The sequence below is a fragment of the Mycoplasma sp. 'Moose RK' genome (genome assembly GCF_015708155.1).
GTDB lineage: Bacteria > Bacillota_I > Bacilli_A > Mycoplasmatales > Metamycoplasmataceae > Mesomycoplasma.
The window spans coordinates 770694-796296 of sequence record NZ_JADDYD010000001.1 but is presented as its reverse complement, the minus strand read 5'-3'; the positions used below and the strand labels follow the sequence as shown (position 1 = coordinate 796296).

Annotated in this window: 20 protein-coding genes; 1 reads left to right on the top strand and 19 read right to left on the bottom strand. The window is 28.3% G+C overall.

The window, feature by feature from the left end:
• Window positions 1–11: 11 nt before the first annotated feature.
• The 9 genes from IM807_RS03015 to IM807_RS02975 form a co-directional block, all read right to left on the bottom strand.
• Complete coding sequence (locus IM807_RS03015) at window positions 12–842, bottom strand: deoxyribonuclease IV (protein ID WP_196363055.1); 831 nt, start codon at window positions 840–842, stop codon at window positions 12–14.
• Window positions 836–1609 carry a Nif3-like dinuclear metal center hexameric protein gene (locus IM807_RS03010; RefSeq protein ID WP_196363054.1) on the bottom strand — a complete coding sequence of 258 codons (774 nt, stop codon included), beginning with the start codon at window positions 1607–1609 and terminating at the stop codon, window positions 836–838. The genes IM807_RS03015 and IM807_RS03010 overlap by 7 nt, the downstream gene beginning before the upstream one ends.
• Before the next feature lie 8 nt (window positions 1610–1617).
• Window positions 1618–3630 carry an RNA polymerase sigma factor gene (locus tag IM807_RS03005; RefSeq protein WP_196363053.1) on the bottom strand — a complete coding sequence of 671 codons (2013 nt, stop codon included), beginning with the start codon at window positions 3628–3630 and terminating at the stop codon, window positions 1618–1620.
• Window positions 3631–3642: 12 nt separating this feature from the next.
• Window positions 3643–5466 (bottom strand): DNA primase, encoded by a 1824-nt coding sequence (gene dnaG / locus IM807_RS03000; protein ID WP_196363052.1) that lies wholly within the window; start codon window positions 5464–5466, stop codon window positions 3643–3645.
• A complete protein-coding gene (locus tag IM807_RS02995) occupies window positions 5466–6824 on the bottom strand; it encodes a glycine--tRNA ligase (protein ID WP_196363051.1) in 1359 nt (452 codons plus the stop codon). Before IM807_RS02995 ends, dnaG begins: the two co-directional genes overlap by 1 nt.
• A gap of 26 nt (window positions 6825–6850) precedes the next feature.
• Complete coding sequence (ffh, locus tag IM807_RS02990; protein ID WP_196363050.1) at window positions 6851–8173, bottom strand: signal recognition particle protein; 1323 nt, start codon at window positions 8171–8173, stop codon at window positions 6851–6853.
• A gap of 87 nt (window positions 8174–8260) precedes the next feature.
• Window positions 8261–9163 carry a translation elongation factor Ts gene (gene tsf / locus IM807_RS02985; RefSeq protein WP_196363049.1) on the bottom strand — a complete coding sequence of 301 codons (903 nt, stop codon included), beginning with the start codon at window positions 9161–9163 and terminating at the stop codon, window positions 8261–8263.
• A gap of 28 nt (window positions 9164–9191) precedes the next feature.
• A complete protein-coding gene (gene rpsB / locus IM807_RS02980; RefSeq protein ID WP_196363048.1) occupies window positions 9192–10181 on the bottom strand; it encodes a 30S ribosomal protein S2 in 990 nt (329 codons plus the stop codon).
• A gap of 604 nt (window positions 10182–10785) precedes the next feature.
• Window positions 10786–12027: an Mbov_0401 family ICE element transposase-like protein gene (locus IM807_RS02975; RefSeq protein ID WP_196363047.1), complete on the bottom strand. Its 1242-nt coding sequence runs from the start codon at window positions 12025–12027 to the stop codon at window positions 10786–10788.
• A 58-nt stretch (window positions 12028–12085) separates the two neighbouring features.
• On the opposite strand from IM807_RS02975, the gene IM807_RS02970 reads away from it, so the two are divergent.
• Window positions 12086–12628 (top strand): hypothetical protein, encoded by a 543-nt coding sequence (locus IM807_RS02970; protein WP_196363046.1) that lies wholly within the window; start codon window positions 12086–12088, stop codon window positions 12626–12628.
• An 84-nt stretch (window positions 12629–12712) separates the two neighbouring features.
• Here IM807_RS02970 and IM807_RS03950 read toward each other — a convergent pair whose 3' ends face one another.
• The 10 genes from IM807_RS03950 to IM807_RS02920 form a co-directional block, all read right to left on the bottom strand.
• Window positions 12713–16369, bottom strand: a complete 3657-nt coding sequence (locus IM807_RS03950) for an Mbov_0399 family ICE element protein (protein WP_230861179.1) — start codon at window positions 16367–16369, stop codon at window positions 12713–12715.
• 24 nt (window positions 16370–16393) lie between these two features.
• Window positions 16394–16954: an Mbov_0398 family ICE element protein gene (locus tag IM807_RS02960; protein WP_230861178.1), complete on the bottom strand. Its 561-nt coding sequence runs from the start codon at window positions 16952–16954 to the stop codon at window positions 16394–16396.
• The gene (locus tag IM807_RS04410) at window positions 16947–19601 is read right to left on the bottom strand and encodes an Mbov_0397 family ICE element conjugal transfer ATPase (protein WP_196363045.1); all 2655 of its coding nucleotides are present in this window, start codon (window positions 19599–19601) and stop codon (window positions 16947–16949) included. The genes IM807_RS02960 and IM807_RS04410 overlap by 8 nt, the downstream gene beginning before the upstream one ends.
• The gene (locus IM807_RS02950) at window positions 19579–21330 is read right to left on the bottom strand and encodes an Mbov_0396 family ICE element transmembrane protein (protein WP_230861177.1); all 1752 of its coding nucleotides are present in this window, start codon (window positions 21328–21330) and stop codon (window positions 19579–19581) included. The genes IM807_RS04410 and IM807_RS02950 overlap by 23 nt, the downstream gene beginning before the upstream one ends.
• Window positions 21331–21336: 6 nt before the next feature.
• Window positions 21337–21696 carry a hypothetical protein gene (locus IM807_RS02945; RefSeq protein WP_196363044.1) on the bottom strand — a complete coding sequence of 120 codons (360 nt, stop codon included), beginning with the start codon at window positions 21694–21696 and terminating at the stop codon, window positions 21337–21339.
• Window positions 21697–21723: 27 nt separating this feature from the next.
• Window positions 21724–23109, bottom strand: coding sequence for a hypothetical protein (locus IM807_RS02940; RefSeq protein ID WP_230861176.1), 1386 nt, complete (start codon window positions 23107–23109; stop codon window positions 21724–21726).
• Window positions 23110–23496: 387 nt separating this feature from the next.
• Window positions 23497–23682, bottom strand: coding sequence for a hypothetical protein (locus IM807_RS02935; protein WP_196363043.1), 186 nt, complete (start codon window positions 23680–23682; stop codon window positions 23497–23499).
• Between the two features lie 125 nt (window positions 23683–23807).
• Window positions 23808–24635 (bottom strand): hypothetical protein, encoded by an 828-nt coding sequence (locus IM807_RS02930; protein WP_230861175.1) that lies wholly within the window; start codon window positions 24633–24635, stop codon window positions 23808–23810.
• Between the two features lie 324 nt (window positions 24636–24959).
• Window positions 24960–25361 carry a hypothetical protein gene (locus IM807_RS02925; protein ID WP_196363042.1) on the bottom strand — a complete coding sequence of 134 codons (402 nt, stop codon included), beginning with the start codon at window positions 25359–25361 and terminating at the stop codon, window positions 24960–24962.
• Entirely contained in the window at window positions 25315–25602 is a 288-nt protein-coding gene (locus IM807_RS02920) for a hypothetical protein (protein ID WP_196363041.1), read from the bottom strand. The genes IM807_RS02925 and IM807_RS02920 overlap by 47 nt, the downstream gene beginning before the upstream one ends.
• Window position 25603 lies beyond the last annotated feature (1 nt).

Here is a 25603-nt window from a genome sequence, read left to right as displayed (position 1 = left end):
TCTCCAGTTTTTTAATCTTTTCTTAACAAAAGTGCGATTTCTTCGTCATAAATTGGTTTGTTGTCAACAAACGGTGTTTCCAAAATCTTTGGAATGTCAGCAAAAAGCGGATCGTGAACGATTTTTTTGAGAACCTCAAGACCAATAAATCCTTTGCCAATATTTGCATGTCGGTCCTTTCTTGAACCCAAAATTGATGCTGAATCGTTGAGATGAATCACGTTTAGGTAGTTAATTAACCTTGTTTTTACGAGTTTTTCGCAAAATTCCTCATATTTTTTGAGATTATAACCAGCATCCCAAACATGGCAGGTATCAAGACAAATTTTAACACGTGGGGAGTTAACTGTCTCGACAATTTCAACAATTTCCTCAAAATTAGTACAAATTTCAGTCCCCTTTCCGGCCATAGTTTCCAAAGAAATCACAACATTTTCTGTATTTTCCAAGATAAATTTCAATGAAGAAATCAGTTGTTTTTTTGCCTCAAGAGGCAAAAAAGTTGTGTATGAACCAGGATGTAAAACCAAAATTTTTGCGCCGATATGGTTCATGCGTCTGATTTCTTGAATTAAAAAATCATTGGAAAACTGCGATTTTGTTGGATTAGATGGATTAATAATGTAAGGCGCATGAACAATTATGTCCTCAGGAGCAATTTTTTTTGCAAGTTGGGCTTTGTATTCAAAATACTTGTAGTCTTCAAATTTTGCTCTGAAAGTTGATTGGGGAGGACCCAAAAAAATCATTGTGGTGTTTGCGCCATTTTTCAAAGATTGTTTGATGGCGCCAAAAAGATAATCAGGTTTTTTAAAAGAAACATGTGAACCAAGTTTTAGCATAAAATTTTCTCCCTTTTTAAAATTTCAGTTAGATGAAATTTTAGTATTTTAATTTTAGCAAATTTTGTTGTTAAAATTTGCACTACTTCCTCAATGAAAGATTGTTCAATAAGGTGTGAAATTTGCAAAACATTGATTTTACGGTGAAAAATTGCCAATTGATCAGATCATTTAAGATCTGAAGTGATCACAAGGTCTGCTTTCATTTTTTTTGCAGCAAAACAGGGCAAAATTCCACCACTTCCCGGCAAAATTGCTAGTTTTTTTATCAAAAAATTCTGCTCAATATTTGAAATAAAAGTCTCTAAATTAGCATTAAAACGGAATTTTTTGAGAATTTCAGTGTACTTTAATTTTACATGAAACAACAAGTTAAATTCGTCAATTTTCTCAACTTTAGAAAATTTTAAATCTAAAATTTTGGCAATTGAAAATGCGGTTGCATTTTCAGTGCCATCAAAATTTGTGTGAAGTGAAAAAACGCTTATTTTGTGTTTTTTAAGAAGAAAATTAAGATTTTTTTTGTAAGGCGCGTATAAAAATTCTTCCTTTTTTGTTGGATAAAAAAAGAAAGGATGGTGACTTATAATTAAATTACAATCATTTTTGATCGCAAATTCCAAAACCTCTTTTGTCACATCTATGCAGATAATTAGACCTTTAAACTGGCTGTCAAAAAAAAGATTTCAACCACAATTGTCTCATTTTTGACAATTGGATAAGGGAAATTTTTCAAGCAAAAAATTACCAATTAATTCTGTTTTCATGAGATCTTTTAAAAATCACGAAGTGACCAGCGACGTTGTGGAGTTCTTAATTTTTTCAAAATTTTTGCTTCGATTTGGCGAACACGTTCCTTGGTCACGCGTCGCATCGCTGCAAGTTCTTCAAAAGTGTGAGCGTGATAAGGTACCCCATTATCATCAGTACCAACTCCATAACGGCGTTTGATAAAGTCTCTTTCATCAAAATCAAGCATAGAATCAATCATTTGCAACAAAATTTTTGATTTTTCTTCACGTTCTGCAAATTCAACAGGGGAAATTAAATTTTCATCCTTAATAAAATCGGAAAATGAGCTATCTTCTTCTTTCCCGATCGCTTTATCAAGCGAAATTGGATCAACATTAATTTTTTTAATATAACCCACTTTTTCAGCTGTAAAATCACCACCTAATTTTTCAGCGATCTCTTTTGCAGTTGGATTCAGCCCTGTTTCTTGCTGCAATTCACGTTCAGCCTTGTTAATTTTATTAATAGTTTCAACCATGTGCACCGGAATTCGGATCAATCGAGCTTGGTCAGCGACGGCACGAGTTATGGCCTGACGGATTCACCAAGTTGCATAAGTGGAAAATTTAAATCCTTTTGTTCTGTCATATTTTGAAACAGCTTTAATGATTCCTAAATTTCCCTCGGAAATCAGATCAATAAATCCGAGCCCGCGATTTTTGTAGCGCTTTGCGCTGTTAACAACAAGTCGCAAATTTCTTTTAATCAACATATCGCGGGCTTTTTTCCCAACTCGCCCCTTTATTTCCATTTTTCGAGCAAGTTCCTGTTCTTCTTCTGAACTCAAAAGTTTTCCGTATTTTCCGATTCAGCGCATGTATCATTTGATCATGTCGTTGGTGTCGGTGAGTTTGTTAAGATAGACTTCATCGCTGTAGATTTTTGGCTTGCGGAATTGTAAGGAGGTTTCATCGGTGATGTAATCAAGATCGTCAACATCTTTGATTTTCAGTGATTCATCAACTGAATGGCCGAGATTATGGTCATTATTTTGAGTAGGTTTTTTTAATTTTTTAATTGTTTTTTTGTCACTTTTTTCAGCTGTTTTTTTGATCTGTTTAACAAAATCAGCTTCTGAAACTTTGCTAAGATCCGCAGCATCAACCTCAGGACTAACAATTTTTCTCTTAATTAAAACTTGAAAAAAATTGTCAAGTTCTTCGTCTAAAATTGAAAGATTAAATTTCTCTAAAAATTTGTAAATTTCTTCATAAGATAAGTATGTTGCATCAGAAATTTTTGTTTTTTTCGCTTTTTTTGTAATGGTTTTTTTTGCTTCCTTTTTTCGCTTTGTTTCCAAATTAGATTCTAATTTTTTGAGAATAAATTCATATTGTGTTTCTAATTTGCTATTCTTTTTTTCGCTAGTTTTCTTGGAAGATATTGTTTTTTCAGTTTTTTTTGTAGCTACTTTCTTTTTTGTAGCTACTTTTTTGGCAGAATTTGCTGTTTTTTTGTCACTTTTTTTTGTTTTTGTTTTTGTTTTTTCTGTTGCAGATTTTCTCGTTTTTTCAGCTTTAGAAGATTTTTTTGTTACAGGTTTTTCACCAGTTTTTTTTGTTTTTTGACTTTTTGTTGAATCTTTTTTTTCTGAATTTTTATTAGAAATTTTTGCAAATTCTGCCAACGCTTTAGAACGAAATTCTTGTAGACTCCTCAAAAAATTGGAATTGTGATTTGAATTTTTGACACTATCTAAGAAATTTTCAATTTGTTCGTAAGAGGTGCCTCGTTTTTTTTCATTAGAAACAACTTTATTTTTTCTTATTTTTTCTTCTTTTTTTTTCATTATAGACTCAGAATTGGGTTTATTTTTTTTAGACAAAGAGCGTTTTTTTGACGGTGTTTTAATTTCACTTGCTTCAATTTGGGTATTCAGTTTCACTTTTTTGTGCAAATTTGCAGAAAAATGAGTTGCAAAATTTGAAATTTTAATACTTTTTCCTGTAAATTTTTCATTTTTTAACTTGTTTTTTTTAATTTTGTTGATTTCCATAACTTTTCCTGTTTATTTATTTGTTGGATAAATGCTTTCAAATGCTGCGTTTGTTGTTTCATTTTCGGAGTCATTCAAAAATCGTTGTTGCATATTATTTTTATTAAATCTTTCACGAAGACTTTCACAATGGGAAATTCATTCTAAAAATTCCTTTTCATTTATAGGGTTATTTGGAATCACATCAATACTTTCAACTACTTGATAAATCGCATTAATCAGGTTCTGTTTAATTTCATTTTCAACTAAAATTAGAATATTTTTTACATTTTCACTTGAATTTTCAGTATTGAGATTTTTAATAATATTTGCATTTTTAGGGTCAAGAAATTTATAATTAATTTTTTGAAAAATTTTAAATAATTTTCTTTGTCCCCAAATAAAATCTTTTAAAATCAGCGCAACTGTTTTCAGCTCGCAATGTGTTGGGGTAATTTTTGGAAAAATCGGTAAATTCGGCGGTTTTTTGTGTGTATTTTCCAAAAAATGGCCATCAAATTCAAGTTCATAATCATTTTTATAATAATTTTTTAGTTGAATATCAACGCTTTTTTCTGGAATTCCCAGCTCATTTTCCATTTTCTTGAGAAAAAAACCAAGCGTTGTTTTGTCATTTTTTCGACCCAGAAACTCTAAAAAAGGTTTGAATTGCTTAATAAATGTTTTAATTTCTTCACTTGTTTTTTTAACTATCTCATTTTTATAAAATTCATAGGCAAAATCAATTGAATTTTGACGATTTTTTAATAATTTAATTAAGCCCTGCGCTCCAAATTTATTAAAAAAATCGTCAGGGTCAAGGCCTTCTAAATTAGTTAAAACATAAGAATTTATGTTGTTTTCAGCTAACATTCTTGCTGTTTTTATGCTTGCAATTTTCCCGGCATTGTCATCATCAAGTGCAATTATAATGTCGTGGCCAGCCAATATTTGGCAATGTTTTTTACTCAAAGATGTTCCCATAAGTCCGATTGCGTTTTTAATTCCGGCCTTGTAAAAAGCGATTACATCAAAAAACCCTTCGGTAAGAATCAACTCTTTTGACGCTGTTTCCTTAATTACGGTTGCGAAATTGTAAAGAATTTCTGATTTTGAAAAAAGACTATTCCCAACTGAGTTTAAATATTTTGGTTCACATTTTTCATTTTCTAAGCATCTTCCTGAAAATCCAACAATTTTTCCTTCATCATTTTCAATTGGGAAAACAAGGCGATTTTGAAAAAAATCGCCACCAAAATTATTTAAAAGTGAATAATTTTGCAAAACTAATTCGTCAAATTTAAGATTTGAATTAACAAGCCGATCTTTTAAAATATTTCCAGGATCTCACCCAATCTTGAATTTTTCAATAATTTGGCGATTCAGGTTTCTTTTCTTTAAAAAGCTTTGAATTTTAAGACTTTTTTCCGAATTTGGCCCTATTAATTTAGCATCAAAAATTTTGCCAAAAAGCTCAGTAACAAAAATTTTAGCACTATTTTCATGAGCTCGCAGCGCTTGAAGTTCAATTTCAGTGTAATTTCTTGCTGGTTTTGAATCTAGAGATTCAAGATTTAATTGCAAATTAAATTCTTGATTTAAAAATTCCACTGTGTTTTGAAAACTAAAATTACGTGACTTCATCACATATTTAATGATATTTCCCGCTTCACCACATGAAAAACATTTAAAAATTTGTTTGGAAACTGAAACTGAAAAAGATGGATTTGTGTCTTCATGAAAAGGACAAAGGCCAAAGTAGTTTGTTCCTTTCTTTTTTAAAGCAACATCTTGTGAAATTAGCATATAAATATCGGCGTTTTTTATAATCTGCGCGGCTATTTCTTGTTTATTCATTAAACGATTTTTTCCTCAATAAATTTAAAAATGTCATCAATTTTGATTCTTTTTTGTTCTGTAGAGTCACGAAAACGAATTGTCACTGTTTGATTTTCCAAAGTTTCATAATCAATAGTAATGCAAAAAAAAGTCCCAATTGAGTCATGATAAAAATATCTTTTGCCAATTGAGCCTGAAACTGAAAGAGTTGCGGAAAATTTGGAATTAATTTTTAATCAAATTTTTTCTGCCTCTGGTAAAAATTTTTTTACTAGAGGCAGAATTGCAACTTTGTAGGGGCATAAATTGAACGGAAAGCGGAATAAATGTCGCTTTTTTTCTTCATCAAATCAAAAATTTTCTTCTAAAATTGCCAATAAAAGCCGATCAAGTCCAAAAGATGGTTCAATTATGTAAGGGATAATTTTTTTTCCTGAAGCTGAATCAACAAATTCAAGACTTTCGCCGCTTTTTTCCATATGATTTTGCAAATCAAAATCACCTCGGTTGCTGATTCCAATTAATTCACCTCAACCAAAATTGAAATTATATTCAAAATCAGCAGTTGCTTTTGAGTAATGTGCAAGTTGTTCGGGTTTGTGGTGCACCAACTTTAGTGAGTTATCGCTAAAACCGATTTTTTGTAAAAAAATCTTTATTTTTTCAATCTGTTTTGTAAAAACAGCATCAGCATTTTCAGGATTTACAAAAATTTCTAATTCCATTTGCGTAAATTCGCGAGTGCGAAAAATGAAATTTCCAGGCGAAATTTCATTACGAAATGATTTTCCAATTTGTGCAACTGCAAGCGGTAATTGATTTTTTGTTGTTCGTAAAATAGTTTTGAAATTTATGAAAATTCCCTGCGCAGTTTCAGGGCGTAGAAAAATTGGTGTTTTTTCACTTTCAATTACACCCTGATTGGTTTCAAAAAGCAAATTAAATTTTTTTGGAATAGTTCAATCTGTTGTTGAATTGTCGAAATTTTTGATTTGTGTTAAATAATCAAAAATTTCATTTTGAGACAATTTTTCAAATTCAAGATTTGGGAAAAATTGTTCCAAAAGATGGTCAACTCGATAACGTTTTTTATTGATTTTGTTTTCAACAAGTAAATCTGTAAAATTGGCAATATGGCCAGAAGCATGCCAAACTTTTGGGTTTAACAAAATTTTTGTATCAATAAAAAAGGCATTTGGGTCAGATTTAATGAAGAAATCTGACCAAAAATTTTCAATATTTTTTGCCAAAAGTACGCCAAGATGACCATAATCATAAGAGTTAGCGAGTCCACCATAAATTTGCGAACTCGGAAAAACGAAGCCAAGCTCCTTTAAATGATTAGTGAAATTTTGATAATTCGCAAATTTTGCCATTTTAGCCCTCTTTAAGTCGGTAAATTTTATTTTAGTAATGAATCAAAATTAAAATTTTTTGTGGAAAATTCGTTCATTTTTTTTGACATTGCCTCAAATTCATTAACCAAGCGATTAAATTCCATGCTTGAACGACCTGAGCCACGTAAAATTCGTTGGCGTCGATTTGCATTTTTCAAAAGTTTTGGTTTTTTTCGTTCCTCAATTGTCATTGAGGAAATCAAAATTTTGTAAATTTTGATTTTTTCTTCAGCATCATCAAGTTGCTTTTGGTCAATTTTTCCAGAAAGGCCAGGAATCATTTTAATTATTTTTGAAAATTTGCCAATTTTTTGAATTTGTTCCAAACTATTTAACAAATCATCAAGGTTAAATTGACCAGAAAACATCCTTTTTGACAGCTTTTTGACAGTCTGTTTGTCAAGATTGGCCTCTGCTTGCTCCAAAAATGACATCACATCACCCATTCCCAAAATTCTGTCAGCCATGCGGCTGGGATGAAAAACTTCAATTCCAGAGATTTTTTCGCCAGTTCCAACGAACAAAATCGGAATTTTTAGCAAATGTGTAATTGAAAGCGCAGCCCCCGCGCGCGCGTCTGAATCCAGTTTAGTGATTATCGAACCTGTTAAGTTAATTTTTTCATGAAAAGTTTGAGCAACATTGATGACATCTTGTCCTGAAAGCGAGTCAGCGACGAAAATTATCTCTTCTGGATGAGTGTTTTTCTTAATTTCAAAAAGTTCATCCATCAATTCTTGATTTATTGAAAGTCGACCAGCGGTATCAAAAATTACAAGATCATAATTTTCATTTTTCACATGAATTAGGGCATCTTTTGCAATTTCAATAGGATTTTTATTAACATAAAAAACGTCAATTGATACTTGTTTCCCAAGTTGAATTAACTGCTCAACAGCAGCTGGCCGATAAGTGTCACAGGCAACCAAAAGAATTTTGTTGGCATGTTTTTTTTGGCGAAAATAAACTGCTAATTTTGCACAAGTTGTTGTTTTTCCTGAACCCTGCAAGCCAACCAACATAATTTTTGCGGGATTTTTTTTAAAATTTATTGATTTTGAATTTATCCCAAGAACCTCAACTAAATTATTGTGTAAAATTTTTAAAAATTCCTGCTGCGGATTCAATTTTGAAGTCAAACCCTGCTCTAAAACTTGAGATTTAACTTTAGCAATAAAATTTTTGACAACAAGCAAATTAACATCGGCTTCAAGTAATGCCAGACGAATTTCACGTGTAATTTCTTGCAAATCTTGTTCATTTATTGTTGTTGATTTTTGGATTTTTTTTAGAGATGACTGAATCCGGTTAGTTAAAAAATCTAGCATTTTAGTAAAAAAATGGAAAAATTTTCCTTAAATTTTTAGGGAAAATTTTTTATCCGTCTTTCTTAATTTTAAGTTTCAATTTGCTTACTATTGACTAGTTTTACTAGCTTCTTGAATTTGTGATTGAACTTCAGCAGAAAAATCAACAACTTGTCTTTCGACACCTTCACCAACTTCAAAACGAACAACTTTCAGCAATTTTGCACTTCTTGATTCAATATACTTTTTAACAGAGACAGCTGAATCCATGGCAAAAGGTTGAAATTCAAGAACAAATTTTGACAACTCCTTTTCAATCATTCCTTGCAAAATTGTCTGTTTAATTTTTTCAGGTTTGTTATTTAAATTAGGTGAATTTGAAAATTGATTTGTAATTTGTTCAAGTCTTTCTTGAGGAATGTCAGTTTTAAAAATAAATTCTGGATTCAAAGCGGCAGCGTGCATTGCAACACTTTTAGCAGTTTCAAAATCACCATTTTCCAAAATTGTAATTGTTGCAATTTGACCATTGGCATGAGTGTAAATTCCAACATTTTGATTCGGAAAAACCTTTGTTTTTGAGATTCAGCGAAGGGAAATTTTTTCTCCCATTGTCGCAGTCGCATCAACTAATAATTCTGAAATTGATTTGCCAGATTCATCTTTGATTGAAAGTGCTTGATCCAAATTTTCAAAATCATTAGTAAGTAAAAGATTTTTGATTTTTTGCTGTAAATCAATAAAATTTTTGTTTTTTGCAACAAAATCAGTTTCGGAATTTAATTCAAAAATTAAGGCAAAATTTTCGTTTGACGCTGCAAGGACAAGTCCTTCAGCAGCAATTCTCCCTGATTTTTTAAGTGCTTTGGTTTTTCCATTTTCACTTAATCAAGCAACTGCAGCATCGATATTGTAGTCAGTTTTTTCAAGTGCTGTTTTGCAATCAACAAAAGGAGCGTCTGAAATTTGCCTTAATTCTTTAATTTTTGCTAGTTTTTCATTATTTGACATGTCTTACTCCTTTTTTAACTTTAATTAATTACTGAGCAGATTCAGTAATAATTTCATTTTGTTGGTTGGATTTAGATTTTTCAAAGCTTCTTTGGCCTGCTAAATTTCGCGAATTTTGTCTAAATTTTTCGAATTTTTCATTCGAATTTTTACGATAACGAAAATTTTTATTTTCTCTTTCAGGATCTTCCGGAAGAATTACTTGTTCGCTAGGTTGATATGCAAAAAGTCTTGTTCCACCCCTTGCGTGCGAAATTGCATCTGCAAGAATTGTAAAAATTAAAGTAATTGATTTTGTTGAATCATCATTTGCCGGAATTCCAAAGTCCACAAGTGAAGGATCAACGTTTGAATCAGTGATACCAATGATTTTTATACCCTTTTTTCGAGCTTCTTTTACTGCAATCATGTCGCTAACTGGATCAGCAACCAACATAATTAGTGAAAAAAGTGGCGCATCTTTTAGTGATTTAATACCGTTAAGATTTTTTTGCAATCTTTGGAGTTGTTTTTGCTTTAGTAGACCTTCTTTTTTAGTGTAACCTTCAAAATTAGTAGTTGCTTGTTCTTCTAGTTCTTCCATTTTTTTGAGGCGGGATAAAATTGTTTTGTTATTTGTGAGAGTTCCACCGAGTCAGCGCCCTGACACATAAATTGAATTTGTTCTAATTGCTTGTTCTTCAATTACTTTTTTTGCTTGTCTTTTTGTACCAACAAAAATAAATTTAGCACCTTTTTGCGCAAATTTTTCAACCAATTTATAGGCAATTTCAAGCATTTTTTGAGTTTTTAAAACATCAATTATATGTGTGTCATTGCGCTTTTTCTTTAGTAAAAATTGCGCCATTTTTGGGTGTCACTGTGAAGATTTATGCCCAAAATACACACCAGCTTCTAATAATTTTTGCTTTGAAACAATTGATACTTCTCCAGAATCAGTTGAAATATCAGTCATGTTTATCAAGTCATTATCATTATCAAGATTTATATCATTTTGTAGGACGTTGATTTTTTGCATATTCTTCCTTTTTTAATTAGTTTGTTAAAATTTGTATCAGCATTAGTACAAAAATATGTGCAAAATTTAAATTTGCTTTAATTGCCTTGAAATAATTTAGTTAACTTAAGTATGTTATTATAACAAAAAAAAATAAAAATTAAAGCATTTGAGTAGGCTAGCAAAATTTGTGAATCGCCTCTCGTTTAAATTATATCAAAAAAAAAGAAAATCAAAAAATTTTTTCGAGTAAGGCTAACTTTAAAGATGCCGGAAGCGACAACCCTCCCTAACGGAAGACGCCCGGTTTTTTTTGGAAATAAATATACCTTACAAGGTATATTTAAGAATACTATAAAAATTTTTAAAACATCTAAAAAAATCTAAAAAATATTTTTAAATTTTTTATAGATTTGGGTTTTTTGGATTTTTTACTATTTACAAAGTAAATAGTAAAAAATTTTTAAAAACTTACAAAATCATAGAAAAATCAAAAAATAGTAAAAATTTGTACTCTAAAAAAGAGAATTTTTTTATATTTTTTAGAAAATAAAATTATTATGATAAAAATTACTACCTATTTCTTTGTTTTTTATTTTATGAAAAAATTTATAAAACAACAATTTTAGATTAAAATTAAATTAGTATTTTTAAGCATATGATTTATTTTTAAATGGTTATAAAATCTAGGAAAAGAAAAAGTTGAGTATTTAATTTTTGTATTATATTTGACTAAATTTGCAACAAAACTTTCGGTATAACTACTTGCATTCTGAAATAAAAATAATTGACTAACTGCAGCTGAATTAGACATTACATAGCGTAAAAAGTCTTCAACTTCTTCGATTTTTTGTCTGATCCTACTAAAAAGTCAAGGATTTTTAGTTGCTATAATTTCAAGATATTTTATTATTTGACGAAGTTTAAAAACAACTTTATCACCTTGATTTTTTTCAAAATAACCTAATAATTTTTGATAAAGTTGTGGGAATTTATCTTTAAACAAAATACGATTTAACGAGCTATTATTCTTTAAAGATACTAAATCGGATAACTTTTTTAATAGGTGGAATTTATCTAAAATATAAATTCCGTCTAATTGTTTTGCAAGTGTTTTTATTCATTTTGCCCCGTCGCCATAGACAATAATTTTTAGATTTTTATTATAAACACGCCAAATTGTATCTTTAACAATTTCTGCAAGTTGATCAATTCTAAAGCTAGGGCTATTTGTTTTTCTTACTTCAAGAATATTAGTTTTACCAAAAACTTTTCCATTTTTTTTGCCTAAATATAACACTAGCATTCGATTTTTAACCTTAATTATTTTTCGATTTTGAACGATTTTGCTATAACTATCATCAACCGCTAAGTTAATATAATTTTGAGTAACACTTAGTTCATGAAAGCTTTCTAAATAGCTAGTTGTATCAATTTTTTTTAATATTAAATTAACTGACGTAGTTGAAATTGTTTTATTAAAAATCCGCGAAATTGCTGTGCCATATTTAACTTCATATCAAAGATTAAGAATTTTTTTAATCAGTGAATTAGTAATGGTTCTACCTTTTTGGACTAATTTATTCCAAAAATCACAATAGAAAACTTTCCTTTTTGTTCCAATGACTTCGCCGTTTTCATCACCGATTAGAATCTTTTTCCAATATCTATTAACTTCAATTTGGATTTTTCCATATTCAGTTTTTAACTTTCGCTTGATTTTCGAATGAAGACCTTGCCCTTGAATTTGATTAATTTTTTCCAAAAATTTCCTATCCTCTTCTTCGATTCTTTTCATTAGATTTTCAAGCAAAATTGATTTTTCTTCTACAAAATAAAAACTATTTTTTTGTAAAAATTTAGACATTATTTCTCCTTTTTGCCTTATAATTTTAATAGATATTAATTAGGAGGCGGGCAAAAAAATGTTAAGTAAGTTGTGATTGTCAATTGGGACAGTAATGGCCGGTGGAGCATTTACTATTGCGGTTGTTAATTGGATAATTAACCCGAATACTTGAAAATCAAAGGCTCAAAAAGAAGCTGAAAATCTTGCTAAAAAGGAAAAAGAAAAAAAACAACAAGAAGAAAACAAAAAATTTTGGGATAATTGAAGGAAAGAACAAGAAGAAAAGCAAAAATATTGGGATGAATTTCTTAAAAAAGAAGCGGAGGGAATAAAAAAGTTTCATGAAAATTTTGCAAAAGAACAAGAAGAAAAGCAAAAATATTGGGATAAAAAAAACAAAGAATTTGTCGAAGCAAGCAAAAATTTTAGACTTGATTTATCGGGATTTTTCCCTTTGGCAAAATTAGATCCAAATTATCAAGTTAAAAAAGAAACTCAATTAGAAAACAAAGAAAAAAATACAGATCAAAAAACTAATATTGAACCAAATCCTGATATAAATAAAAAAGAAAAAGAAGTACAACAAGAACAAAAAGATATCAAAGAAACTAGTTCTTAATTAGGATTTTACATTTAATCTATTTAAAAAAATTAAAAAATCCGAATTGATTCGGATATTTTTTTAACAACAAAAACAAAATAACTAACTATTATATCTTTTAATTTTCCGCCGATAGATAAAAATTCCTCCAATCCCTAAACTTATTATTGTGATTAAAACGATTGGGATAATCCATAATTTCGAATCTGAACTCTCAACATTGCTAGAATTACTATCAAATTGAAAACCTTTGCCCAAAGCAAAATCAAAAGCAGAATTATCAACTTTAAAATTTAGAGCTCCATTAGTTAGAAAATTACTTGGCTCTAATTTAAATTCTGATAATTTATTAGTTTTAAATTTTTCCAAAAAACTATTAAAGTCTAGATCTTTAAAATAATCTTGTAAATTTAAATTATATTTCCCTAATTCAAAATTAAGATTATTAAATAATTGAGATGCAATTTCTTCATCTGTTTTCCCGTTAATTTTAATAGTTCCTAAATTAATTGAAGATAAATCTTTTATTTTTGGCAAATTAATGTTAGGCACAACATTTACAATTTTTAGTCTTGAAAAACCGGGTAGCTTTATTCCTTCAAGACCTAATTTAATTGAAGTTGCTAAATCTAAATTATTTGAATTTCCTTTTTGTGGTCTAAAAATTTGATTGTTTTTTAATAAATTATCTGTTGACGAAAATTTAAAATCTTTATTAAAAATTAATTTATTTTTTGACAAATCTTTGATTTGATTTTTTATATATTCAAGCCCTTTTTCTGGATCGGTTATACCTTTTAAGTTTATTATTTTTTCAGGAAGTTGGTCAAAAACATTTTGATTTCTCTTTGCTTTTTCTTGCAATGAATTTATATCAAATTCAAATTTATTTTTGTTTAAATATAAATTTTTATCAAAACTGCCAAATTCAAATTCAAATTTAGAATTATTTTTGTGTTTAAAAATTGAATAAATATTTGGGTTGTTTATTCAACTGCTTAAATTGTTAGAAATTAAATCTTGTAATTCTTTTTGACTAGCATTTGGATTTTCTTTTAATAATTGTTCAATACCCTTTTCAATATTTTCTTTTAAATCAATTTCGGTTTTTCCCTTTTTTTCTTTTTCAACTATGCTGTCCGGTTTTAGACCTAAAAATTGAAAACTTTTATTTAAATTTAAATCTTGAGATTTAATTAATTCAAAAATATATTTATTATTCTGATTTAATTTTAATTCAAATTCCACCTTGATTTTATTAGAGTTAGTATCAAAATTTAATGCTTTTTTTTGATTATCTGATAAAACTTTTGCCAAATTTCCAATGTCTAAATCGAGATTAATTTTTTTATTAGTGCCAACCTCATTCTTTTTTAAATATTCTTCAAGACTTTTATCTAATTTTTTTTCTAGCTCTGCCTGAACTGGGTCGATAATTTCACCTTGATCCAATTTGTAATTAATATATGATTTCCAATATGACATAATCGCTTCATAAGGTAATTTATTAATTTTTTCTTGACTAAATTTTCTAATTATTCTCAAATAAGTTGATAAATTTTGTCCTGCTGGACTCGCTCAAAATGGCACAAACGCTGAATTATCAACTAAATCGGTAAATAATTTTTTATTATCATTATCACCCACAAGAAAAATTTTAAATCCATTTTGACCTTTATTTTTACTATCACTTTCCTTGAATCCAGTCCGGTATAGTCACATTCCTTCTTTGGAAAAATAGTTATTTTGATTATTATAAATATTGATTTCTTCGCCTTGTGAACTGCCTGGACTTGAAGAAAAATAGGTGATATTGTTTGCAAGAGAAAATTTACTTCTTTGATTTTTATCAATTGCATATCTCTTGATTAATGCTTGATCTTTTTCAAAATTTTTGGCAAAAACTAAATTTACCCCTTTACCAACAACACTAGCTTCAGCAATAAACCCTTTTTGTGATAATGAACTATCAGGGTAAAATATTGAATTATCAAATAAATCACTGTCTGAATTAACTCAAATTAATTGTTTTTTTGTTCCTGTTTTTGGGTCAATAAAAGGATCGTAATTTGGATTCTGAATTGGGTTATTATCACTATCTTTTACTTCCTTTCCATCAGAATCGAGCATTGTTGGACTTATTAATTGTTTTTGATCTTTATTTTTTTCTGGGTCTCATGCAAATCATTTACCATCTAAAACACTTACAATTGATTTTACAACTATATCAACGCGATAAGTTTTCTCAATTTCCTTATTTTCCTTTGAGTTATTATCGCGTTTAAATTTTTTAATTTCAATTTTGTAAACATTAGCGCCTCCTTTTTCTTTATCTTCTAATCTTAAATCTTCAAGAATAGTTGAAAAATTCGAATTTAAAACATCGACCGGTTTATCATTTATATACATTATTTCTGATTCTTCTTTATTGCCGGAAAATTGAACACCAACATCGCCTAAAAATTCAAATTTACCCCCATAAGTTGAATTTTTATTATTTCCACTTTGTTTTGAAGATTCTTCTTTTAATTTTTTAGCTTCTTCGTCTTGCTCAGTAATATCTTTTTTTTGGTCTTGTTCTCGGTAAAGCCCGCGATAAGAATCGGAATACTTATAAATTTGTGAAGGGATAAATTTGAGTCTGTCAGCAAATTCCTTCTTTCGTAAATGCTCAGTTGGAAGTCATTCAACTTTCATATTATTTGAAAGTTCATATTGTCAAATTTGTTTATCAAGTGGATGACTGAATTTAATGTAAGCCTTAAAAGGATTGCCCGCAGAATTATAGTTATACCAAAAACTAGCATTATAACTATCATCATTTTCGGTTTTAATTTTATCAAATCATTCATTAACTAAATTATGAAAATAAGTTTTATTTGATTTTAAGTCCTGATTTTCTGTTGGTTCTGGGGCATTAATGCCTTTTTCAGACCCAGTATCTGTTGGAATTGAAAATTTGTTATTAAAACGGGATTCGAAAGAATTTGAAATGCTTGCAAGATATTTGTTTAGTTTATCAATTTTTTCGTTTTTAGAAATTACTTCTTCTTGTGCTGAAAAATCAGCAGAAGCAATCGTTTTAATTTTAGTGATTTTGCTATTTTTAACTGTATATTGAAAATTAAGTTGAAAGTTATTCAGTCTAAAATTGCTAGAATTTTTTAGACTTGCAAAAAAATCAATTAATTTTTCTTTAACTCCTTTTTTAAAATTATTACTTGAAAATATATCATATTTTTTTGAATAATCGCCAGTTTGGATATATACGCTTAAAAGCGAAAAAAAATCATCTTCATAGATACTTTTTTTAAAATTTATATCGTTAAACTTGTGGACAAAGTTATTATAATTTATTCTATTCGTTTTGCTTGAATTATAAACCCCATCTTCTATTTTTATTATTTGTTGTTTGTAACGGGTATAACCAGAATAATTATGGTTATTTAAAGCATATTCTGATCTACTAAATCAATCACTATCTAGTTTAATCACTGTTTTCTGCTGATTACTAAGTGATCCAGGATTATAGTAACCGGAATTTGCGTATATTTCGATTTCTCAAGCTTTATTTGAATTTTTTAAATCAATATCAACATCATATTCTTGTTCAACATGAACTTTATTATTAATTGGCACATATTCGCTATCTCATTGTTCTTTTCTTATATAATTAGGCTCGACCACCGCCGATAAATTAAAAAAAACCGAACTTGAAAATACTAAAATTGGTAAAATTTTTTGGAAAATTTTTTTCATTATTGTTCTCCTGTAAAATCATTTTTAACTATCTTGTTGGTCATAATTTTTAAAGTTAGAATAAAAAACTTCCATTTCACGTTTGCGACTTGCATTTTTTGATTTTAAATGGGTTATCTTAAGATTAATGTCATCTTCGAGTTTTTGGAAATAATAAAAATTTTCGGTATCGTTTGGAGAAAATTCAGCAATGTCTTTTTTTGTTAGCTCGTATAAAAGATTAATTAAAAGATTAATTTTTTTATTAAGAAGCTCAATCATTAACTCATTTTCTTTGCGGAATTCTTCTACTTTTAAATAAAAAGGAATTTGGGAAATATAAGACGCCTTTCGAAATGAATAAAAAACATCGTTTTTCACTTCTGCAAAAGATTTTTGAAAATTTTCTTTTTGTAAAATTTCTACTAAAAAATCTTTAATAACCATTGTAGGTTTTCGGCCATCTTTGAGAATTTTAAGTTTTAAATCATCTATTAATCTTGCTTCTTCTGGTTTTGTAAATTGTAAAAATAATGCCGCTCTATTACTAGTTTTAATTTTTGGTTTTAATTCGTGTTCATTTTTCTTTTTCTTATTCTTATTCATTTAATCGATCTCCTTTATCAAAAAATAACTCTTTTTCAACATTGTTATAATAAGAACTTAATTTAAATCTATCAACAGTATTAATTGTTAATAACAGATCCCCAATTTGGGATAAATTAATAAATTCTTTTTCTTCTTCGGAAAGCCCACCAACATTTCGATAAAGTAGATTAATTTTTTCAATATCTTTGGATTTTAAATTAAAAAATATTGAATACTGACAGTTTTCGATAATTGCTTCTGATTTTCGAGCAGCTTCACCGCTAATCGCAAAATCACCCGGATTTTGTGTTGTTATTATCAAAGAACCATTGTATTTTCGGATGGTTTTGGCAGTATCAAACAAGAAATTAAGAGCAAATAAATTAGACTCATCAATAAATTTATGACCTTCATCAACCACTAAAACAATTTTGCGATTAGATTCTAAATAAAATTCAGAAATCTGGCCTTGAATAAATGAAAGGGCAAGGAAAAACGCTGCTTGATAGACTCTTTTTTCGAGGTTCATTAGAGCAGCGACATTAAAAATACTAAATTTAGTGTTAATTTCGTTTGTATTAGAAACATCATTAAACATTCGCCCGAGAATTGAATATTCGCCAAAATCAGTTTCAAAACTAGCAATTAAAACTTTTTTGTCATTACCAGATAAATAATCAAATTCAGTTTTTTTAATAGTTTCAATTAAATCAGAAATTATTGGATATTCTTCATTTTCCAGTTTTGTTATATCTTTATCTTTAATCTCAAAAAATCCAAAACTTTGATATAAGATTTTTAAGGAATTTAAAATTGCGATAAAATGAACGTTTTTTAGACTAGGAAAAATTATTCTAAAAAATGTTTCAAGTTTGGAAATATGAAGCGCAATTAAATCTGAATTTAAAAAATTTTCTTCGCATTCGACTGAATTAGGATTAAAAGTTTTTTTAATCTGTAGCGGATTAAAAATAGTTAGACCGCTAGAATTTAAGTGAATTATATTAGCATTCATTTTTTTACCAAGTTTAGAATACTCATTTTGTGGGTCCAAAACAATTACCGAGTTGTCAACTGCTAAGTTATAAGTAATTATTTTTTTAGTAATTGTGGTTTTCCCACTGCCGCTTGTGCCTAAAATAAAAAGATTTGAGTTTTTTCTTCTACCTTTTTGGTAAAACTGATCAAAAAATAGCGGGGTGTTATCAGAAAAATTAGTTCCTAAAATATTATAATTCTGGTCGTTAAATTCTCTTGTGGAAAAAGGAAACCCCCAAGCTATGTTGTTTGCTGGCATTTCAATTCGCTCTTTTAGAGTATCAAAATATTTAAAAAAGGAATTAACATAAGCATTTAATTGATTAAAAATTAATGTATGAATAACTGAACCAGAATTTTTTACAATTTGCTCGTTTTCCCGTTCAATATCTTTAAGTTCCTGTTTTGAATTTGCTTGATTTATAAATAAGAATGTTGAAAAAAAGATATTTTGACCAGTTGCTGCTACATCAACTACATTTTCAATTGCTTGCTGCTCCAGTTCGTTTTTTCTTCGATTAATTACACTTGCACTTGTTTCTTCTGAATTTAAAGAAAGAATTGAGTATGCTCGATTTAGAATTTTATCCTTTTCTCTATCCGATAATTTTTGAATATGTCAGACAATATTTGATTGGCTATTAAAAAAACTATTAGCTCAATATGGGGGTAGTTCTAATGGTAGCTCGGAAACACCTTGAATTGAAAAATATTTGTTCATTGATTCGAAATAAGTAGGTTTTCATTTAATTTCTGATAGAGCAAATGCATTTTGAATATTTTCTCTACTCGGATTTTCGATCATATTTTCTATTTCTTCTTTTGAAAATTTATCAAAAGGATTTAAAACAGCAATTGCTAAATTTAGTAGTTCACCAATTTTCAATTTTTCAGCTTCAATTTCAATATGAGCTAATTTTTGTTTTAATGTATTTATTTCAAAATTTAGTTCTTTTTTATCTTTATTGTGGACAACCAAATAATAAGAAAATTTCATTTGACCTTCAAAAATATGATTTAAGTCTTCTTCATATGAATCGCATATTTTTTCGCCAAGATTGCTAGTGCAAATATCAAAATTATGTTTTAAGTATTCTTGATTTTCCTCAATATTATTTTTTTTAGCAATTTTAATAATTGAAATTTTTTGATTGATATTATTAATTATATTTGCAAACTGGAGCAAAATTGATTTTTGTTGGTCGTCATCATAAGCAAAAATCTCAATTCCTTTTAATTTAAGAGCGCCGATTCAGCCTCCATCTGTTTCAATATAATTTTTTTTAATTGAAAGATAAGGGATTAAATTTTTTGAATTTGCTGACCCTGTTGTCTCTGAAGTATATTTTCTTGGTGTTGAAATATACTTAAATCAATAAAATAAGATTTGTCATCCCCTTGCTTTAAATTTTGGAAAATGAAAAATCATTGGCAAAGCCAAAAATGAAAAAAGAATAAAGAAAATTAAGATTTTTAAAAAAAAATGTAGTTGTGGATTAATTGCAAAAGAACAAACTAGACAAAAAACAAGTATTGAAAATAAAACTAAAAGGTCGAAAATCGAGAAATTCTTAAAAAACATTACCTTAATTTTTTGGATTGGCTTATTCTGGACTTGTTTTTTCATTTTCATCCTTATTTTTTTCTTTTGGAAAATTTTTATATTCCTCGGCTAATTTATGAGTTTTAGTTTTATCAGGTGGAGTTGGATGTCTTTCAGTTCTTTGTACTGTTCTATGCAAATCATCCGAGCGCTTTAAAAAATTTTCTGCCCTCTCGTTTGTTTTTTCTTTTTTGGCATCAATTTTTTGATTGATTTTGCCTTCTTTTTGAACTAAACGAGTAATTTTCTTTTCTGCTTTATCTAGTTTTCTTTGGTCAAAATCTGGATGGTTATATTCTTTTTTATAATTTTCAAAATTAATTTCTTTTTGAACTTTTTCCATTTTTTTCTGATTTTTAGATAATTTTGTTTCCTTATTTTCAACTCCTCTAGCATTATGGCGAAATAACATTTTAGAGCCTAAATACATTGCTTCTTCAATAACACCTAAATCATTTCCGGCTCTATATGCTTTTGCTCCTGCTATGGCTTTTTTTAATGGATTTCTTGATTTAGTATTATTTCATCCGTGGCGAAAAGTTTGGCCTAACTCTCCTCGTTCATCTTTTAATTTTTCTAGCATTTCACGTTTTTGAGTTCTGGTAATTTCGCCTTTTTTAAATGCATTATTAATTTCCTCGCTTTTCGCATCGTGAAATCCACCTAGTTTTTTAAGTCTTTTAAATCCCTTGGTAGCAAGAACTCCCGTTCCAGCAATCATTCCAGCAGCAATTCCAATTCCTTTAGTTGTTTTATGTGCTCATTCTTGTTGGCTTCTGACAAACCCTTCACCGCCAAAGTAACCCGCGAATTCTTGCGAAATTGTTTTAATTGCAATTCCGCCGCCTAAAATCATCAGAAACGAAAAAAAGAAGCTAAAAATTCATTGATCTACATATTGGCTTTTGATTTCAATATTTCATCCTTGATTTGTCGAAAATTCAGCCCAAATAAAGAAAAAAGAAAAAGAAAGTTGTGAGATAATAACAACTCAAAATTTAGCCCAAAATGCTTGCATATATTTTTTAAATAACTTACCTTCATCACTGATTTGCGAAATTGAAAAAACGGGTAATAAAATAAGTTGATAGAACATTTGGGCGATGTTGGTCACTAAAGAAATAACTGTGGAACCTAAGAGTCAGGCAGTAATTAATGTTGATAGTGCAATTAAAAAGATAATTTTAACACCATCACCTCAAGCTATATCATAATAAATATCATAGGAAATCAACCCTCCACTTGCTAATGACTTTAAATCACTATCGTTTAATTTTTTTTTCACCTCCGGCGGCAGCGCGCCCTTGACAAATGAAGAAACTAACGAATTATGATAACCTAATGAATCTTTTATTACATTAATAATCGCACTAACTATCACTAATCCGAAAAATAAAAAAACAACAAACAAAATAGGGAAAAGAATAGAGGCAATTGTTTTGGTAACAACATTTTTAAGACTTGCATCATAATCTCTTTTACCAGCTAGAAAAAAATTCCGAACAAGTCTTTGTAATATTAAAAAAATAATTAAAGCAGTTGCAATTCCGGTAATGATTCAGAATGCAACCGGAATTTGAGAAACACTAAATTCTTTTGAGTTGCCAAAAAATATATTTTTTAGTAAATTAAAGGAAATTGAACCAAATAATTCGGTTATAATGTTTAAAATAGTAATAAAAGGTCAAGCAAAAATACCTCAACCAGCAGCAAAAAATCCATAAGCAACTAAATTTACAATTCCGAAAAACATTTAACGTTATTGTTTGACTCCTTGGAGATCTTGAATTCCTTTTGTAAACGATCCAGTTAGATTATTAATTGCTCCAATGACTCCGACACCAACAACTAGCAAAAGAATAATTGCCCCGAAAATTCAAGCAGATTGTTTAATATTTCGATAAATAACTTTTTTTTGTTCTGGTCCAGCAAATTTTGCTTGTAAAAGTCGTGCAATAAACCAAATAATCGCAGCAACAACAACCACGCCCGTAACAGAAGAAACGCCAATAAGGACATATCCCATTACCGCACTGGAAATGCCTGTAACTGATTCCTGAACTTTTTTAAGATTTTCTTGTATTTTGTCTGTTTGGAAAAGTGAGATGAAATTTTCCATTTTAAATTTTTTTCCTTTCAATAATGTTTAAATAGCAGGATGGGAAAGAATTGATTCTTTATATTCTCAACCATAAAATTCTTTATAATTATCTTTTCATTCTTCTCATTTTTTTAAAGATGAAGGATTAGGTTTTCCATCTTCAGTTTTTGTCTCGTCTAATTCTTCAAACTTAATACCGCCCATTAGGGGATAAACATATTCGTTTAAAAAGACATTATCGAGATCTTGTACAAGTGGGCTAATTTTTTCAGCCTCTGATACTTCTGAATTATATTTTCAAATTATAGGAGCAATTTTTTGATTATAGACCTTAATTAAGTCAGCAGCAAGAGATTGCATATCAACATTTTGACCTAAATCAATATTAAAAACTAAATCTTTACGAAGCGAAGTATGAGCGCTTGCAAGGAAAAATGCAATATATTTACTAAAAATGTCTGTTAATTGCAGTTTAATCTTGGTTTCAATTTGCTCGGTTAGCGGTTTAGTTTTATCATTAATGCTTAATAAGTTTTTTTCAAATTCTGTCAGAGATTGAATTAATTCGCCAGCAGCATATTGTCCTTTATAATTCCTTTGCACCCTTTGGACTAGTTCTAATAAAGAATATCAATGTCTTTCAGTTGCACTAGGTTTATAGTTTATTTGATTATAATAATCGTCTCTGAAAAAACGGATATAATTCCAAATTTTTTTGCTTTCATTATCTTCAGAAATTAATTTTTCACTGTTTCGATAAACGTCCATATGACCTGGTTTTGCAAAAGCATTGCCAAACATGAAATCGTGAACTAGCATTAGTTTTTGCACCGAAGTCTTATTTGCCCGCTCGTTTTCTGGTAGTTCTTTTTCTACTATTGGTCAATACTTGCTTAATCCTGGATACCCATATACCGTCTGGTCAAACCCTGCTTTTGGGTTTTTAAGTCCGGTTTTTTTGTTAAAATCTTGCATTATACCTTCTCAGGCGTCAAAATTTCTATATGAATTATACGGTGCCAAATTTTCTCATAGATATTTTTTAATTTTTTCTTCAAGATAAGATACCTTTTTTAAATATTGATCTTTGAAATTTGTTGTACCTTTTTTAACATTTTCTTTTTCTAACATAAAATCAAGCGATTTATAATAAAATCAATAATTAGAAAGACCATATTTATTATTAGGACTGGGAATAAAACTAGCATCACCAATTTCGGTTAGATAATTTTTACTTTGAGAGTATAAATTTTGCGGAGTTTTTGGATTTTTTTTATACCCATTTAATCCTAAAAAAGAATCGTTTATTATATCGGAATAAGTTGATTCTAATTCTGAACCCAAAACTTTTTCTGTTTGTTTTTTATCTTGTTTTTCACCTTGGGAATTTATTGAAGATTTTGCTCCACGGGGCAAAAGCGAATCAGTCATAGACTTTCGCACCTCAGTATAAGGATCTATACAAGATATTAAAAGCAAAGGACTTGAAATTGCAAAAATCAATAAATATTTAATTTTTGATTTCAAACTAGGAAAAGAAATTAACATAAATTTTAATAACTCCAAAAATAATCACAGCAATTAAGATTAGTCAGAATCCAAAAAATATCAATCTTCTTCTTGGGCTAGCATTTAAATATTTTTTAAATTTATCAGATTTGAATAAAAAATAATACCCAAAAGACAATCAAAAAATAAGTGAAATTGGAGTTAAAATTAACATTCCAATTGAGTTCATTTTTATATAAATTATACCTCATTTTTTAAAGAAATATAAGAAATTAGTACATATTTTCCTATTTTTTATTTTTACTTTTACTATTTTTTTTGCTTGTTTTTAATTAGTTGGTTTACAATATCAATTTGTTGTTTTACATTTAGAATATGTAAATCTAAATCTTTTTGTAATTGTAATTTTAACTGACTTAAATTTTCAATACTAGAATTTTGCAAATTTAACAAATTGCCTAATAAAATATTCTCATTTGGTTTCTTTTCCTTCATTTTTCACCCCCTTTCTTTTGCAATATTTTGTATATTAAAACTATTTATAGTTTTTCTAAAGTATATATAAGTCGATTTTTGGAGACAAGTTAAAAAAATCTTAGGTCGCGGCGATTTTTCATTTTTTAGTGCATAATTTTAAATTTGAAGAACCAAGAATTTTGAAAGTGTTTTAATTTATTAAATAACTTATAAAAAGATCTTTGGCCTTGCCGCCGTATAATTAAATTTTTATCCCGATAAAAAGACTTATATTTTGGCACCTCGCGGTTTATTTCTCAGTGAATACCGTTGTTTTTGCACCAACAGGCAGAATAAATTCAGCCAGATTTTACTTTTCTCAACAAATAACAAGGTTTCTTAATAAAAAACTCAAAAAATTTCTTGATTTTTTTAATAACCGTTTTTTGAACTTCTCAAATAAATTTAACTTTGGAATAAAAAGAAACTACTTTTTGATTAATTTGCCGATATAAAACTTTTTCAATATTTTTAAGTTTAATAGTAATTAACTCTTTTTGGTATTTGATTCCCTTAAAAAACTTATTTTTATCTAAATTTATATGATTAATAAATTCTTTTGAAATTGTTTTATTTTCAAATTCAATTAATAAATTATTTTTTCTAATTCACTTAAGACCAGCAATTATTGTTTCTTTATCTAATTTTAAATTTTGAAAATAAGCATAAGAATTTTCGCTTTCAAAAATTTCATTTGCATTTTTGCTAGATTTAAAATTGCTAATTGCCAAGTTCTTTAAATACTGATAAATTCTTAAATAATTTGCTGAAACTAATGTTCTCGATAGCGAACTTAATTCTAGAATTCTTTTAGGAATATAGTATTTTTTTAAGTCCAGAACAGTAGTGATTATTAATTTATTGCTAATTATTTGAGCTTCAATAATATTTTCGTGAATTAAATAATTTACAACTTTATAAATAGTTTTCATATTCCATTTATAAGACACAAAATTTGTTTGTAATTTTTCCAAAATTTGCTTAATTTCTAAAAATCTACATTTTTCCCCTTTCTTTTTAAATCAAAAATCTCTAATAGTCCAAAAAACGTAAAAAAGGTAAGATGAGTTAGAACAAAAAATTTTTCTTACTTTTTTTTTGATTTTTTTGGGTTTAATAGTATAATTATTTATGTCCATTTCGGGCACCTTTCTGTCTATTTAGCATCCTTTTTTGTCATTCTAGATGCTATTTGGTTTTATGTATTTACTTAGAGCCTTAATTGGCTCTTTTTTATTTTTTCATTTTAAATCCTTTTACAATTTCATTTTCAGTTTTTTTTGTTCTTTTTTATCTTGCTTTGTAGTATTATCTTTTGATAAATCAAAACTTAAAAGTTCAATTTCTTTAGTTTTAATCTTCCCTGAATCAATATCCCTAATAAGTTGTGGATAAATTTTTGGATAATCTTTTCAGTTCTTTTGGATAATGTTGTCGACTAAATTAAAATTAGATAAAGGTTCAAGACGTGAAAATGCCGAATAGGCAGTATCAATATGACCTTTGATAATTTTTTCATTACTTAACAAAATTTTTTCCAAACACTCGGCATCATTTTTGGCATATTCACCAAATTCAAAATCAAGAATACCGTTTTGAATTTTGATTCATTTATTTTTTAAGATTTTTCATTTTTGTGTTAAGACTATTAGGATCAAGAAGTTGGTAGTAAAAATATGCTTGCGGGTGGTGATAAAAAAACTCGGCAAAATTATTTATAATTTCTTCTTTATTTCTTTTTTCTTCGTTTAACGCTTCTTCATCACGCAAATATCCCATACTCTCTTTATGTTGTATGCTAAAAGTTCTTTGGTAGTAGTTAAAAGTTCTTCCAAGATTTGGGTCATTAGTTTCTGCAATGTCTTTTTTAATGTATTCAATATCGTATTTTTTATTCATT